Origin of the sequence: Pseudomonas sp. IT-P2, from assembly GCF_949767575.1 — a bacterium.
GTDB lineage: Bacteria > Pseudomonadota > Gammaproteobacteria > Pseudomonadales > Pseudomonadaceae > Aquipseudomonas > Aquipseudomonas pharyngis.
Genome location: NZ_CATKQA010000033.1, coordinates 611,199 through 626,173 on the forward strand (window position 1 = coordinate 611,199; position 14,975 = coordinate 626,173).

The 14,975-nt window shown below is 59.7% G+C and carries 17 protein-coding genes; 11 read left to right on the plus strand and 6 right to left on the minus strand.

Translation table 11 applies throughout. From position 1 onward, the window contains the following. The first annotated feature begins 99 nt into the window (after positions 1 to 99). Positions 100 to 711 carry an RNA polymerase sigma factor gene (locus ACM6JM_RS19025; RefSeq protein WP_064594197.1) on the plus strand — a complete coding sequence of 204 codons (612 nt, stop codon included), beginning with the start codon at positions 100 to 102 and terminating at the stop codon, positions 709 to 711. Further along, positions 705 to 941, plus strand: coding sequence for an anti-sigma factor family protein (locus ACM6JM_RS19030; protein WP_039772598.1), 237 nt, complete (start codon positions 705 to 707; stop codon positions 939 to 941). Before ACM6JM_RS19025 ends, ACM6JM_RS19030 begins: the two co-directional genes overlap by 7 nt. Before the next feature lie 129 nt (positions 942 to 1,070). Here the strand turns inward: ACM6JM_RS19030 and ACM6JM_RS19035 are convergent, their stop codons facing one another. Further along, positions 1,071 to 2,393, minus strand: a complete 1,323-nt coding sequence (locus ACM6JM_RS19035) for a putative porin (RefSeq protein ID WP_039772596.1) — start codon at positions 2,391 to 2,393, stop codon at positions 1,071 to 1,073. A 282-nt stretch (positions 2,394 to 2,675) separates the two neighbouring features. On the opposite strand from ACM6JM_RS19035, the gene ACM6JM_RS19040 reads away from it, so the two are divergent. Further along, a complete protein-coding gene (locus tag ACM6JM_RS19040) occupies positions 2,676 to 3,800 on the plus strand; it encodes a GNAT family N-acetyltransferase (RefSeq protein ID WP_103385765.1) in 1,125 nt (374 codons plus the stop codon). A gap of 15 nt (positions 3,801 to 3,815) precedes the next feature. Here ACM6JM_RS19040 and aqpZ read toward each other — a convergent pair whose 3' ends face one another. The 5 genes from aqpZ to ACM6JM_RS19065 form a co-directional block, all read right to left on the minus strand. Next, positions 3,816 to 4,511, minus strand: a complete 696-nt coding sequence (gene aqpZ / locus ACM6JM_RS19045; RefSeq protein ID WP_103385764.1) for an aquaporin Z — start codon at positions 4,509 to 4,511, stop codon at positions 3,816 to 3,818. Between the two features lie 223 nt (positions 4,512 to 4,734). Continuing rightward, the gene (locus ACM6JM_RS19050; RefSeq protein WP_414882338.1) at positions 4,735 to 6,567 is read right to left on the minus strand and encodes an ABC transporter ATP-binding protein; all 1,833 of its coding nucleotides are present in this window, start codon (positions 6,565 to 6,567) and stop codon (positions 4,735 to 4,737) included. 88 nt (positions 6,568 to 6,655) lie between these two features. Then, on the minus strand, positions 6,656 to 7,219 hold the full coding sequence (locus ACM6JM_RS19055) for a peptidylprolyl isomerase A (protein ID WP_011332958.1): 564 nt from the start codon (positions 7,217 to 7,219) through the stop codon (positions 6,656 to 6,658). 3 nt (positions 7,220 to 7,222) lie between these two features. Next, positions 7,223 to 8,026 (minus strand): alpha/beta fold hydrolase, encoded by an 804-nt coding sequence (locus tag ACM6JM_RS19060; protein WP_074691123.1) that lies wholly within the window; start codon positions 8,024 to 8,026, stop codon positions 7,223 to 7,225. Positions 8,027 to 8,040: 14 nt separating this feature from the next. Beyond that, positions 8,041 to 8,964, minus strand: coding sequence for a LysR family transcriptional regulator (locus ACM6JM_RS19065; RefSeq protein ID WP_011332960.1), 924 nt, complete (start codon positions 8,962 to 8,964; stop codon positions 8,041 to 8,043). Positions 8,965 to 9,013: 49 nt separating this feature from the next. On the opposite strand from ACM6JM_RS19065, the gene ACM6JM_RS19070 reads away from it, so the two are divergent. From ACM6JM_RS19070 to ACM6JM_RS19105, 8 genes are all read left to right on the plus strand, one after another. Then, positions 9,014 to 9,328: a hypothetical protein gene (locus ACM6JM_RS19070; protein ID WP_011332961.1), complete on the plus strand. Its 315-nt coding sequence runs from the start codon at positions 9,014 to 9,016 to the stop codon at positions 9,326 to 9,328. Positions 9,329 to 9,487: 159 nt separating this feature from the next. Further along, a complete protein-coding gene (locus tag ACM6JM_RS19075) occupies positions 9,488 to 10,087 on the plus strand; it encodes an FMN-dependent NADH-azoreductase (protein ID WP_011332962.1) in 600 nt (199 codons plus the stop codon). A gap of 212 nt (positions 10,088 to 10,299) precedes the next feature. Beyond that, a complete protein-coding gene (locus ACM6JM_RS19080) occupies positions 10,300 to 11,166 on the plus strand; it encodes a carboxylate/amino acid/amine transporter (protein WP_103385763.1) in 867 nt (288 codons plus the stop codon). A 98-nt stretch (positions 11,167 to 11,264) separates the two neighbouring features. Further along, positions 11,265 to 13,679 carry an S-type pyocin domain-containing protein gene (locus ACM6JM_RS19085; protein WP_414882339.1) on the plus strand — a complete coding sequence of 805 codons (2,415 nt, stop codon included), beginning with the start codon at positions 11,265 to 11,267 and terminating at the stop codon, positions 13,677 to 13,679. Then, positions 13,657 to 13,845 carry a hypothetical protein gene (locus ACM6JM_RS19090; RefSeq protein WP_414882340.1) on the plus strand — a complete coding sequence of 63 codons (189 nt, stop codon included), beginning with the start codon at positions 13,657 to 13,659 and terminating at the stop codon, positions 13,843 to 13,845. Before ACM6JM_RS19085 ends, ACM6JM_RS19090 begins: the two co-directional genes overlap by 23 nt. Beyond that, positions 13,845 to 14,312, plus strand: a complete 468-nt coding sequence (locus ACM6JM_RS19095; RefSeq protein WP_103385761.1) for a DUF6392 family protein — start codon at positions 13,845 to 13,847, stop codon at positions 14,310 to 14,312. Before ACM6JM_RS19090 ends, ACM6JM_RS19095 begins: the two co-directional genes overlap by 1 nt. Positions 14,313 to 14,352: 40 nt before the next feature. Continuing rightward, positions 14,353 to 14,628: a bacteriocin immunity protein gene (locus tag ACM6JM_RS19100; protein WP_103385760.1), complete on the plus strand. Its 276-nt coding sequence runs from the start codon at positions 14,353 to 14,355 to the stop codon at positions 14,626 to 14,628. A gap of 25 nt (positions 14,629 to 14,653) precedes the next feature. Beyond that, positions 14,654 to 14,929, plus strand: coding sequence for a bacteriocin immunity protein (locus tag ACM6JM_RS19105; protein WP_103385759.1), 276 nt, complete (start codon positions 14,654 to 14,656; stop codon positions 14,927 to 14,929). Positions 14,930 to 14,975 lie beyond the last annotated feature (46 nt).

The window sequence follows — 14,975 nt, forward strand, 5'->3', positions numbered from 1 at the left end:
CCTACATCCGAATCGGCGCGAACGCTGTAATTTTCGAAACTGGCGGCAGGAGAGATCCTGCCGCTATCATTTTCGGAGTCAGGAAAAGGGGATTGATGGATGGCGGTTGACGACACACAACTGCTCGAGCGGTTGTTGGCAGGTGAACAGAAAGCCTTCAAGGAACTGGTCAGCACCTATCAAAGCCCCATGCGCGCGGTGGCCTACGCGATTGTCGGCCAGCGCCATGTCGAGGAAGTGGTGCAGGATGCCTGGCTGTCGGTGGTACGCAATATCGGCCGTTTCGAGGGGCGCTCCAGTCTCAAGACCTGGCTGCTGACCATCACCGCCAACTCGGCCAAGAGCCGCTACAAACTCAATCGTCGCGAAGTGTTGCTGGATGATCTGCCGTCCCCCCACGGCACCATCGACGACAATCGTTTCTCTCCCGGCGACGGGCACTGGCTTGTCGCACCGTTCGCCTGGCACCAGGACACGCCCGAAGCGTTGCTGACAGAAGGCGAGCTGCGTGAATGTCTGGAGCATACGTTGCTCAGTCTCTCCGAACTTCAGAGCAGTGTGCTCACGCTGCGCGAGCGTCAGGGTCTGGAGCTGGAGGAAATCTGTAATCTTCTGGAGATCTCGCTCTCCAATGTCCGCGTGTTGCTGCACAGGGCACGCTTGAAGGTCTTCGCGACCGTGGAGCATTTTGAGGAGACGGGAGAATGTTGACCTGCAAGGAGCAAGTGGCGCGATCCAGCGATTATCTCGATGGCCAGTTGAGCTTTCGCGAGAAGTTGATGGTGCGTCATCACCTGATGTTCTGCCGCAATTGCCGGCGGTTCATTCGCCAGATGCGTTTGATGCAGGCGACGTTGCGAGCGATGCCGCAAAAGCCTGAAGAGGGCGTGGACGCGTTGGCAGAGCAGCTGGCAGCGCTGCGGCGCAAGGACAGTCCCTGAAAACACAGCCTGGCGCGACCGCAGCGAACGGATGATGGGGATCGCTGCGGCCGCGCCAGTCTGTTGAAGCCGCTTCAAACGATGGAACCGGATGTACAACCCATCGTTTGAAGTCTGTTGCCGGGTTGCTTAGAACTTCGCTTCCGCGTCCAGCTGCAGGGTGTTGGTGTCTGCATCACGCTGGGTACGGCTGGAGAAGTCGGCCTTGGTCAGGAAGTAAGTCGCACCGATGGCGAAGTTCTTGTCGATGTCGTAGCCGACCTTGAACTTGTGGCCACGGGAACCGGTTGTGCCGTTGGCGAAGTCCGAATCGGTGAAGGCGCCGACCACCGCGTTGCGCTGCACGTCACGATAGTTGTAGTCGAGGTTCAGGCCGAAGACTTTCGACTTGGCACCTACCAGCCACGCGGTGTCCTGATCGGTCACTGCATCGTTGTTCTTCACGTACTGACCGTAGAACGACAGCGGCATTGGCAGGCCGCCGATGTCGACCTGGCTGAAGCCTTCGTACAGACGGAATTCGTTGTCTGCCGAGTTACCGTTGACGGCCAGGGCGCACGGCGTGGAAGTGCCGGTGCAACGGCTGTCTTCGTCGTTCTGGTAGGCGTAGACGCTGCCGCCCAGGGTCAGTTTCAGGTTGTCGGTGATGGCGAAGCGGCTGCCCAACTGGCCGGCGGTCAGGCGCAGGTCGTGACGGAATTGCACGCCGTCGCCATCGACGTTGTCCTTGAGGTTGTAGTTGCCCAGGCTGCCGAACAGCTCGACGCTGCTGCCCAACGGATACTTGTAGGTAACGGCCAGACCTTCCGGGTTGATGTCGCTGTCCCAGATCACGTCGCCCATGCTCACCCACGGTTGCAGCATTTTGCCGCCGATGATGTGCAGGTTCTTGATCTGATCCGGGTGGTAGTCGATGTAGCCCAGGTCGAGCCAGATTTGCTTCTTGTCGAAGTAATTGTCCTGGTCCTGGTTGGTCGAACGGGCGTCGTCGCCGCCGCCGGTGGCGATACGGATGCCGGTGTCGACTTGCGGGTTGATCTCGGTGTACGCACCCAGACGGGCACGGATGCGCTGGCGATCCTTGTCGCGGCCGCCGTTGTTCGGCTCGCCATCGATCTTGATGGTTTCCTGACGGATACGCACGTCACCCTTGAACTGGGTCTTGGCGGCCCAGGCCAGTTTCTGGTCGAAACTGCTGAGTTCGTTGGTTTTCTTCGCGGTCGCCGCGATTTGCTCGTTGGTCTCCTGCTGCGCCTGCTGCGCGATTTGCTGGGCCTTCTGATCCTTGGCCAGTTCAGTTTGCAGTTCAACGTACTGCGCCTGGGAAATCGAACCGTTAGCCTTGAGCATGTCGAGCAGTTTGGCGTCGACTGCGGCACTGGCCGGAACACTCATGGCCAGCAACAGGCCACCGCACAGGGCCGCCGCAGTTTTCGTGGAAGCAAGACGCATAGCAATCTCCGAAGATGAAGGGGATGGCTGAACCATCCTGGGCACAACCGACGGTTTGACGGTCGGAAAACAGTGTCCGGGGGTAGAACCCGGCGCTCTAAAAACAGGCGCCAGTATCGCGATGGTTTATGACAGAGCAGTGGCACGATGATGGCAGGTTGATGACGATACAAAGCTGCCGTGAACTATTGATTTAGAGCGCTGTCGCGTAATCGGACGTGGGCAACGCCCCGCCGATCAGCGATACTCGCCGGGCGTTCACGCCCGAAAGTGGAGAGGAAAATGCCGCTGCAACGTCTGCATAAACTGTCGGAAATTCCAGCGTCCGACTGGGATGTTCTGGTCCCGCAAAACCAGCCGTTTCTGCGCCACGCCTTCCTGGCTTCGCTGGAGGACAGCGGCAGCGTCGGCCCGCACACCGGCTGGCAAGCGGAGCATTTGCTGCACGTCGAAGCGGGGCGCGTGATCGCCGCGTTGCCCGGTTATCGTAAGTGGCACTCCTACGGCGAATATGTGTTCGATCACGGCTGGGCCGATGCCTGCGCTCGGGCCGGCATTGATTACTACCCCAAGTTTTTGAGCGCGGTGCCATTCAGTCCGGTCAGCGGCCCACGGTTGTTGGCAGCGAATGTCGAGGACGGATTCGAGCTGCTCAAGAGCCTGCCGGGGTATCTGGAAATCGAAGAACTCTCCAGCGCCCACATCAACTTCACCGACGCGTTTACCGATGCCGCCATGGCCGAGCAGCCGGGCTGGCTGCAACGCATCGGCTGTCAGTACCACTGGCAGAATCGCGGCTATCGCGACTTTCAGGATTTCCTCGACGTGCTCGCCTCGCGCAAGCGCAAGCAGATGCGCAAGGAGCGCGAGCAAGTGGCGGGACAGGGCTTCGAGTTCGAATGGCTGGAAGGCCGCGAACTGGACGAGACGCAGTGGGATTTTGTCTACGCCTGTTACGCCAACACCTACGCGGTACGCCGGCAGGCACCTTACCTGACCCGGGAATTCTTCAGCCTGCTGGCCGAGCGCATGCCGGAATCGATCCGCGTGGTACTGGCCCGGCAGGGCTCACGGCCGGTGGCGATGGCGTTCAGCCTGGTGGGCGGCGACAGCTTTTACGGGCGTTATTGGGGATGCCTGGCCGAGTTCGACCGGCTGCACTTCGAGACCTGTTTCTATCAGGGCATGGACTATGCGATTGCCCAGGGTTTTCAGCGCTTCGATGCCGGTGCCCAGGGCGAGCACAAACTGATTCGCGGCTTTGAACCGGTGATCACCCATTCCTGGCATTACCTGCGTCATCCCGGTTTGAAAGCAGCGGTCAAAGACTTCCTGCACCAGGAGCGCGCCGGTGTCCTGGCCTATGCCGAAGAGGCGAGGAGCGCCTTGCCGTATCGGCAAGCCTGATCCTCGCCGACTCCCTCAGCTGTCTTCCTTGCCTAACCAGCGATAGATCACGCCACCAATCACCGCACCGAGCAGCGGCGCGACCCAGAACATCCACAACTGGGCGATGGCCCAGCCGCCGACCATCAGCGCCGGGCCGGTGCTGCGGGCGGGGTTGACCGAGGTATTGGTGACCGGGATCGAGATCAGGTGAATCAGCGTCAGGGCCAGGCCGATGGCGATCGGTGCCAGTCCCGCCGGAGCGCGTTTGTCGGTGGCGCCGAGGATGATCACCACGAACATGGCGGTCATCACCAACTCGGTGACGAAGCCGGATGCCATCGAGTATTTGCCCGGGGAGTGCTCGCCATAACCGTTTGAGGCAAGGCCTGCGGCGATGTCGAAGCCTTCCTTGCCGCTGGCGATGTGGTAGAGCAGGGCCGCTGCCAGAATCCCGCCGATCACCTGGGCGATGACGTAGGCAGGCAGTTCCTTGGCCGGGAACCGACCGCCGACGACCAGACCGACCGACACGGCCGGGTTGAGATGACAGCCGCTGATGTGGCCGATGGCAAACGCCATGGTCAGCACCGTCAGACCAAAGGCCAGGGCCACCCCCAGCACACCGATTCCCAAGGGTGAAGACGCGGCAATGACCGCACTGCCGCAACCGCCCAACACTAACCAGAACGTACCCAACAACTCAGTGACTGAACGTTTGAACAGAGACATGAGAGTGTCCTTGATAGACGTACTATCGAGACTGGATCGAGTGGTGCTTCCTTGCAGATTTACGACAGGTTCCGTTCCGGAGCCTTGGGTCAGTACAGCAGGGTTCATGCGAATTTCCAGCAGGCGATAAAAAACCGCCAGAGCCCATAGTTAAAGGGCTCTGGCGGTTTTATCTCACGTTGATCGTTCCCACGCGGAGCGTGGGAACGATCAGAAGCGCGGTTCAATCGATGCCGACAAACCCTCCGGTCTGGTGCGCCCACAACCGCGCATACAACCCGCCATGGGCCAGCAGTTCGGCATGGTTGCCGCTTTCGGCGATCTTGCCGTTTTCCAGCACCACCAGCCGGTCCATGCGGGCAATGGTCGAAAGGCGGTGGGCGATGGCGATCACGGTCTTGCCCTGCATCAGGGTTTCCAGGCTTTCCTGGATCGCCGCTTCGACTTCCGAGTCCAGCGCCGAGGTCGCTTCGTCCATGATCAGGATTGGCGCGTCCTTGAGCAGCACCCGCGCGATCGCGATCCGCTGACGCTGACCACCGGACAGCTTCACCCCGCGTTCGCCGACATGCGCATCGAATCCTGTGCGCCCCTCGGCGTCCGACAGCAGCGGAATGAACTCATCGGCACGGGCCTTGCGCACCGCTTCCCAGAGTTCGGCGTCAGTGGCGTCGGGCTTGCCGTACAGCAAGTTGTCGCGGATCGAGCGGTGCAGCAGCGAGGTGTCCTGAGTGATCATGCCGATCCGCGCGCGCAGGCTTTCCTGGCCGACTTCGGCGATGTTCTGGCCGTCGATCAGGATCCGCCCGCCCTCGACGTCGTACAGGCGCAGCAGCAGGTTGACCAAAGTCGATTTGCCGGCGCCGGACGGGCCGATCAGACCGATTTTCTCGCCGGGTTTGATGGTCAGGTTGAGGTCGCCGATGATGCCTTTCTTCTTGCCGTAGTGAAAATCCACGTGCTCGAAACGCACTTCACCACGGGCCACGGCCAGCGGTTTGGCCTGCTCCCGGTCGGTGACGCTGACCGGTTGCGAGATGGTCTGCAGACCATCCTGGACCATGCCGATGTTTTCGAAAATGCCGGTGACCACCCACATGATCCAGCCGGACATGTTGACGATGCGGATCACCAGGCCAGTGGCCAGGGCGATTGCGCCGACGCTGATCAGCGATTGCGTCCACAACCACAGCGCCAGCGCGGTGGTGCCGACGATCAGCAGGCCGTTCATGGTCGTAATGACCACGTCCATGCTGGTGACCACGCGGCCGGCCAGTTGGGCTTTTTCGGTCTGTTCCTGGATCGCTTCGCGGGCGTAGTGCTGTTCGAAGTTGGTGTGGGCGAACAGCTTCAGGGTGGCGATGTTGGTGTAGCCGTCGACGATCCGGCCCATCAGTTTCGAGCGCGCGTCTGAGGCTTCCACCGAGCGGTCCTTGACCCGAGGCACGAAGTAATAGAGTGCGCCGACGTAGGCCGCGATCCATGTCAGCAGCGGGATCATCAGGCGCCAGTCAGCCTCGGCGAACAGCACCAGCGAACTGATCGCGTAGATCAGCACATGCCACAACGCATCCACCGCCTGCACGGCGGAATCGCGCAGCGAGTTGCCGGTCTGCATGATGCGCTGGGCAATGCGCCCGGCGAAGTCGTTCTGGAAGAAATTCAGGCTCTGCTTGAGCACGTAACTGTGGTTCTGCCAGCGAATCATGCTGGTCATGCTCGGGCTCAGGGTCTGGTGCACCAGCATGTCGTGCAGCGCCAGGAACAGCGGGCGCAGCAGTAACGCTACCACCGCCATCCACGCCAGTTCGACGCCGTGCACCTTGAAGAAGTCGACGTTCGGCGTGCCCTGGGCGAGGTCGATGATGCGGCTCAGGTAGCTGAACAGCGCCACTTCGATCAAGGCGCCGAACAGGCCGACGATCAGCAGGGCGACGAAGCTCGGCCAGACCTGCTTCAGGTAATAGGTATAGAAGGGCAGAACGCGGTCCGGCGGAGACGCCGTCGGGGCGTCGCGGAATATGTCGATCAGTTGTTCGAAACGGCGATAGAGCATCAGATAACCGCCCGGAGCACGGGCTCTCCTTTTATCAGTGTGAGCGGCGCGATGGGTAATCGGCGCCGCTCGATATGCCCTGTAAAGCTTAGTCGATGCGCTTGGCCGACTTGATGATCACAGGGTCGACCGGCACGTTTTGCATGCCCTGTTTGGTGGTGGTCTGGGAGTTGACGATGATGTCGACCACGTCCATGCCCTTGACCACTTTGGCGAACACCGCGTAACCGGCGTCACGGCCCGGATCGAGGAAGGCGTTGTCGGCCACGTTGATGAAGAACTGGCTGGTGGCCGAATCCGGGTTGGAAGTACGGGCCATCGACAGGGTGCCACGAACGTTATGCAGACCGTTGCTGGCTTCGTTCTTGATCGGGGCCTTGGTGTCTTTTTGCTGCATCTGCTGGGTGAAGCCGCCACCCTGGGCCATGAAGCCCGGGATCACGCGGTGAAAAATCGTGTTGTTGTAAAAGCCGCTGTCGACGTACTCGAGGAAATTCTTGGTACTGATCGGCGCCTTGACCGGGTCCAGCTCGATTTCGATCTGGCCGTTGGTGGTGTCCAGCAGCACGTGCGGTGCTTTTGCCGGCGTGGCAGCCATCAGGTTGGCAGCGAACAGCACGGTGCCGGCGGCGAGGGCGAGTTTTTTCAGCATGGGTCAGTGATCCTGAGGGTGATTATCGGCTGTGGCGAGGAACTCCAGCAGCGTTTGATTGAAGCGTTCGGGCTGATCGAGCGGGGTGGCGTGGCGCGAATCGGCGATCACCACCAGCCGCGCATCGGGCAGCAGTCTGACATAGGTTTCTTTCAGCGAAACGGGGGTGTAGTCCCGGTCGGCGCTGACGACGAGGGTTGGACAGGTGACCCGGGAAAGTCGTTCCTGGACGCCCCAGCCAACAATCGCATCGAAGCTGGCGAGATAAGCACGTTTGTCGTTTTTTGCCCAGCGCTCTGCCATCTTCTGACGCAAATCTGCCTGCTCCGGTTTGGGGAACAGCTTGGCGCCAAGGGCCTTGCCGATGGTGGCGAGGCTGAGCACACGCATCAGGCTCCAGCGCTTGAACCACTGCCAGTAATCGTCGCGGGTACGCACCTTGACCTCGGGCGCGCTGTTGACGATGGTCAGGCTCTTGAGCATCCGCGGCTGATCGACGGCGAGCTGAAAGCCGATCATGCCCCCCATGGACAGCCCGGCGTAGTGCACCGGGCCGAGCTTCAGGTGCTCGATCAGGGCGACGATGTCGGCGCTGAAGCCGGCGATGCTGTAGCGCTCGCGGGGTTTGTCGGAGCGGCCGTGACCGCGCACGTCCGGGACGATCACCCGGTAATGCGCGGCCAGCGCCGGAATCTGCATTTCCCAGTCCAGAGTGCTGGAGCCCAGACCGTGAACCAGCAGCAACGGATCGCCGTGGCCATATTCCTCGTAGTGCAGGTTGCAACCTTCATGCTCGAAATACGCCATCGGTGAACTCCGTGTCAGGCTTGTTCGGGGGCGGCGAACGGTGCGTCCAGCGGCAGGGTGTCGAAGGTGCGCAGCAGTTCGATGAGGATTTGCGTGGCTGGGCCCAAGGGTTTGTCCTTGTTCGAATACAGATAGAAGCTGGAGTTGCGGTTGCCGCCTCTGTCCAACGGTAGCAGCTTGAGCGAGCCGTCTTTCAGTTCCCGCTCGATCATGTGGCGTGGCAGCCAGGCGAATCCCAGGCCACTGCTGACGAACGTCGCAGCCGTGGCGAGACTGCCGACGGTCCAGCGCTGCTCGGCGCCGAGCCAGCCGACGTCCCGAGGTTGCTGGCGGCCGGAGTCGCGGATGACCACTTGCATCTGGGTTTCCAGGTCCTGAAAGCTCAGCTCGCGGTTGAGCCGGTGCAGCGCATGATCAGGATGGGCGACGGCGACAAATTCGACATCGCTCAATTCCGCGCCAAGATAACCGGGAATGCTCAGCCCGGTGATGGCCAGATCGGCCACGCCTTCGAGCAGCACTTCTTCGACGCCCGACAGCACTTCCTCACGCAGACGCACGCGGCAGCCACGGCTCTGCGGCATGAACGCGGTCAATGCGCGCACGATACGGGCGCTCGGGTAGGCGGCGTCGACCACCAGCCGTACTTCGGCTTCCCAGCCCTGCTCCATGTGATGGGCAAGGTCTTCCAGCTGGCTGGCCTGTTTCACCAATTGCCGCGAGCGGCGCAGCAGGACGCCGCCGGCTTCAGTCAGCACGGCCTTGCGGCCGTCGATGCGCAACAGCGGCACGCCGAGCTGATCCTGCATGCGGGCGACGGTGTAACTCACCGACGATTGCGAACGGTGCAGGGCCTCGGCGGCCTGGGCGAATCCGCCGTGGTCGACCACGGCTTGCAACGTTCGCCATTGATCAAGGGTCACGCGGGGCGCTTTCATCAATAGCTCCTCTTGTCCTAAGCTGGCGGTCCCTCATGGAGACTGCCGAATGAAAAAATTCTGTTGTGTGTTGCTGGCGCTGCTTCCGCTGACTGCGTTCGCGTACCCGATCGATGTGGAAAAGGACCTCAACGGCCTGAAGATCGACTACAACGCGTTCGACACCGATAACGACATCGGCTCCATCCAGGTCAACAACTACGGTGACGTCGACGCGACCTGCAAGGTGGTATTCACCAACGGCCCGGAAGCGCCGCGCACGCGCAATATCGAGGTGGCGGCGGGCAAGCATAAAAACGCCACGGCCAAGTTCACCCGGACCATCATCAAGCTGCGCATAAAGCTGAGCTGCACCCCGAAATAGCGTCACGGGCCTGTGGGAGCGGGCTTCCACAGGCTGAGGCTTGCATCTAAACGAATTTTTCGATGCTTTGCAGCAATTATTTGCGCTTTTTCATCGATACGACACTGTTTAACCTTCACTCCATCGACTTACAACATTCTCGGATGGAGGCTACACAACATGTCCCGCGTTCTGATCATCGAAAGCAGCGCCCGCCAGCAAGACTCGGTTTCCCGTCAACTGACCCAGACCTTCATCAGTCAGTGGAAAGCGGCGCATCCGGCCGATCAGATCACCGTGCGTGACCTCGCCGTGAACCCGGTACCGCATCTGGACATCAACCTGCTGGGCGGCTGGATGAAATCCGCCGAGCAGCGCAACGACAGCGAGCAGGCCTCGCTGGACCGTTCCAACGAATTGACCGATGAATTGCTGGCCGCCGACGTGCTGGTGATGGCGGCGCCGATGTACAACTTCGCCATCCCGAGCACCCTGAAAGCCTGGCTCGACCACGTCTTGCGTGCCGGCGTGACCTTCAAATACACCGAAACCGGCCCGCAAGGCCTGCTCAGCGGCAAGCGTGCCTATGTGCTGACCGCTCGCGGCGGGATCTACGCCGGCGGCCCGGCGGATCATCAGGAACCGTACCTGCGTCAGGTGATGGGCTTCATCGGCATTAACGACGTGACCTTCATCCACGCTGAAGGCATGAATCTGGGCGGCGACTTCCAGGAGAAAGGCCTCAACCAGGCCAACGCCAAACTGTCCCAGGTCGCCTGATATGTTAATCGCCAGATAATCGCCGATTGTTCTAGTGACCTGGCGCAACCCCTTCAAGGCTCTACGCGCATCGAACCTCCCTTTGCACTTGTTGCTCCTGAGTGCTGTAGCCCGATTGAACGCTTTAGCGAGATCGGGCTTTTTTTTGCCCGGGATTTAGCGATGGCTGGCAAAAACCGCTATCGTCGCCGCCATTCGAAATCGAGGCGAGCATGGGCTATCTACTTTTTGTCACGCTGATCCAGGCGTTTTCCTTCAGTCTGATCGGCGAATACCTGGCCGGTCATGTCGACAGCTACTTCGCGGTGCTGGTGCGTGTGGTACTGGCCGGGCTGGTGTTCATTCCGCTGACGCGCTGGCGCTCGGTGGAACCGGCGTTCATGCGCGGCATGCTGCTGATCGGCGCGTTGCAGTTCGGCGTGACCTACGTCTGCCTGTACTTGAGTTTCCGCGTGCTGACGGTGCCGGAAGTGCTGCTGTTCACCATCCTCACGCCATTGCACGTGACGCTGATCGAAGACGCACTCAACCGACGCTTCAATCCGTGGGCGCTGATCGCCGCACTGGTGGCGGTCGCAGGCGCGGCCGTGATCCGCTACGACCGGATCAACCCGGATTTCTTCATGGGCTTTTTGCTGCTGCAACTGGCCAACTTCACCTACGCCGCCGGGCAAGTGCTGTACAAGCATCTGGTGGCGAAACACCCGAGCGATCTGCCGCACTACCGGCGCTTTGGTTTCTTCTACCTCGGCGCACTGGCGGTGGCGCTGCCGGCGTTCCTGCTGTTCGGCAAATCCAATTTCCTGCCCGAAGCACCGCTGCAATGGGGCGTGCTGGTGTTCCTTGGTCTGGTCTCCACCGCACTCGGTTTGTACTGGTGGAACAAAGGCGCGTGCCTGGTCAACGGCGGCACCCTGGCGGTGATGAACAACCTGCACGTGCCGGTGGGCCTGCTGCTGAACCTGCTGATCTGGAATCAGCATGAAGAGTTGGGTCGATTGTTCCTCGGTGGCAGCGTGATTCTGGCGGCGGTGTGGATCAGCCGGTTGGGGATTCGCAAACCGCAGGCCATTGGCTGAATTGTCATTCCACCCCTTATTTCCACCGCGATAACTATGTACCGCACCTGACTACCGCTTGATCGACACGCTGTGCCCTACAGACAAGGAGTGACTGTATGGCACAGAACAATTTCAACGATGGAACGTCGGGAAGCGTCGTCATCCGAACCGGGCCGCCTGCTTCGGGTGGCGGCTCGGGTGGTGGTTTTGGTGGCGGTGGCGGGGTTTCGGGCGGCTTCGGCAAGGTCAGCAAGAGCAAACAAAAGGCTCGGGCGCGGGCCAAGGCGGCGCACCGGCAAAAACAACAGCAAGAGCAAGCCCAAGCGGCGGCTCAGGCACAGGAAGCTGCAAACCAGGCACAGGCCGCCGCCGCACAGGCTCAGGAACAGGCCCGCCAACTGGCGCACAGGCAGTTTTTGGCGGGGCTGGTTCAGCGACATGACGCCATCAGGGCCGAGGTCGATCGTCGCTTTGCCGAAAGGACCAGGCAACTTGCGCCGCTTCTGGATCAGGAGATTTTGGCGGCGCGCAGGGCCCCTGACAGCCGCTACAGCGAGCGCTGGCAGCTCTACCTGATTACCAAGGAAAAAAATGAAATCGACGGGCTGATTGCCCGCAAATCCGTAGACCTCGATGCAAAGAACGCGACCGCCCGCGCCTTCGATGGTCAGGATCCGCTGATTCGAACTTCCAACGATTACCTGACACGACTCGGCCAGTTCGGCCAGGCGCTCGACGACGGCCACCGGACCTGGGAAAGCGCTTACACCGCCGCCCATGAGGCGCGATTACTTACCTCGCAGATCCATGCCCTGCGGGAAAAGTCCGCAGCTCTAGGCAGGCATCACGCCGAGCAGACCGTGGTCTGGCGTGCAAGGGAAGCGGTTTGGGAGGCTCAGCGCCAATACGCTGCGCAACGCGAGGCACGGGTTCGATTCAAGCAACAGGCCGATGAAGATGCGCGGGTCAGTCGAACCCGGCAGGCCAATACGCTGACCGTTCCGATGTCGTCGATGACGCACGGCGCGATGGTGTTGACGCGTTCCGGAGCACTCGTCGCCCAGCAAGCGGGTGCACTCATCGAGGCAGGTGTACGGCAAGCGGTCAAACACCTTCCCCTCGCCATGCTGGTTCCCCATCCGTCCACGGTATTGATCGGCGGGTTGGTGTATTCGCCAACGCTGGGTGATGGAGAACTGACGCCGGAGCAGCGACGACGATTGTTTCAGTCTGTCGCCGTGCCTGCCGAGGTGCTGGGGCTTTCTGATGAGCAGACGCTGCGCTCGATAGCCGATTCCGGCGGGTCGGTGGACATGCCTTATCGGCTCAAGCCTGAGGCCGTTGCGCAAGGCACCGCCGTCATTGCCGTCACCACCGGTAACGAGATCAGCCCCAGTGTGCCGGTCATCAATGCGGTGCCTGATCCGCTGACGGGCAACTACACCGCAGAAGTCCCCGGTTCACCACCCCGACACCTGCAGTTCACGCCCGATGCGAGCATCACCAAAGAGGTTCCGAGTCAGGGCCGGATAGCGCTGCTGCCACCGGTTGTTCAGGACTTGCCGAAGGGCGTCGACCTGCGCATTCAGGACTGCATTATCTGCGTGCCGGGTTCGGCGCCGATGTACCTGTCCTTCAACTTGCCACCCTTGGGCGCGGGCGTTGTCACCGGTAACGGTCAACCCGCGACGGCTGACTGGTGGAACACCGCCAGCCGCAGCACCGGTGCAGCCATTCCCAGTCAGATCGGCGACCAGTTGCGTGGGCGGGAGATTCAGTCGTTCGGCGCGTTTGACCAAGTGTTGTGGCAAACACTCGGTGAGCAATCCGCGTTGACCAGCCAATTCGACAAGGTCAACAAAAAACGCGTCGAGCAAGGTTTCGCCCCCTATGCGCCGAAGAGCACATGGGTGGGAGAACGCCGCGAGTTCGAACTGCGTTTTCAGGACGATGCATCAGTCGGCGAAAACCCGTTCAATCTTGACCGGGTCAGCATCGTCGCGCCGCAAAGTGCCCACGGACGACGTGGTGTTCTACCCGCCGTTCAGCCATGGCCGGTTCCTACAGTGGGCATTGGAACCTGGACCCCGTTGGTGCCGCCGGGCAGCGAACACCTCGGGCCGACCACCACACCGATTTCCCCGTCGACACCCACGGCTTATCCCGGCAACCCGTTCATCCCGATCCTACCGGCAAACGAGACGTTTCCGGCTGTCGATGAAGGGCAGGCGGGTGCGAGTATTCCGGGGTTCCCGGGGGATATGGAGCTGCCTTCACCGGATCTGGTGTTTGCCGGTCCACCGGTTGAGCCGCTGGAGGTCGGGCCGTACAACGAACTCAGTGGGCGAAGCAGGGGGGATGGGTTGGATATTGACCATATTCCTTCGCAGAAGGCATTGGAGTTGTACCTGCGGAATAATTTTCCCCATATGTCTCCGCGTGAGCGTCGAAATTTTCTTCAACGGGCTCCTAGCATTGCCATACCGTTTAATGTGCATCGAAAATTTAGTGAAACCTACGGGGGGGCGTAATACCTCTTCAAAACAAGGACAAGATGCGATCAATATCGAGAGTTCAGTCGATCAGAATTTTGATGCGATAAAAACTGGATTGTTGGAAGCAGGGTTTGCTGAGGCGGAAGTTGAAGCTGGACGTAAAAAACTACATGGTCTTCACAAAGAGCAGGGGTGGTATTGATGAATTCTTTGAAGATTAGTGAGCTTATTGCAGGTGTAGGGCTTCCTTTTGGCGCTCTAGTCACACAGGGGTTGCTTGATGAACAGCCTCTGGTGGAGCTATATCCGGGGTGTGACTTGCAAGATCTTGAGATTGAAAACGGGGTGGAGCTGACATTTCTCGCCGAGTCCAAGAAGCTGGAGAGCGTATTTATCACCTTGGTCAAAACGATGCCTATGACTGTCATTTACGAAGGTGATCTTCCAACGCCCTTCAAGTCGGTTATGACACAAACCGATGTTCATGCAATTTTCGGAGCGGCTATGGAGACCCGGGGGCCGATAAAGATGCCCAAGCCAATGGGTCAAACTGGAGGTTGGGAATCCTATCTACTCGATCAAAATACCTATCCAGGTAAAAAGGTGGTGTTTCAATACACCGCTGACATGCAAGTCAAAACGTTGGTTTTTACCATGGTGGAAAAGTAGCAAAACTAAGTGTCTGAATGGTGTTTTCCGGAGATATGTTGTGATTTTTAAAGACAATCTTGAAGACTACACCGAGGTGGAGTTTTTAGAGTTTCTGCGCGCTCTTTATGAAGAAAGAGATGATATGTCTGCTGACGATTACGACGCTTTTATAATCAAGGGAGTAGAACACTTCGAGCGGGTGACGCAGCATCCTGATCGCTCGGATGTGATTTTTTACCCGAAAGAGGGGCAGGAAAGTTCGCCTGAAGGTGTTCTGCGTGTCGTGAAAGAATGGATCGTGCTCAGCGATAAGCGGGGATTTAAGCCAGAATGATTTTTCATAAGGAAAGGGATATGCAATGAAAAATACTGCACGTATCGAAGACTACACAGAGTCCGAATTCCGAGCGTTTCTTACAGAGCTTTTTGAGGGCGGAGAGGAACTGTCTGGTGACGAGTTTGATCGCTACATGATGAGACGCGTAACACATTTCGAGCTTGTCACCGAACACCCCGACCGCTCGGACGTCATCTTCTACCCCAAGGAAGGACGTGAAGACAGCCCCGAAGGCATTCTGAAAGAAGTGAAAGAGTGGCGCGCGCTCAATAACAAACCTGGCTTCAAACCTGAGTAACTTTGAAGCAAGTGACCAAGGACGGAGGGCATTCGCTTGAATGCCC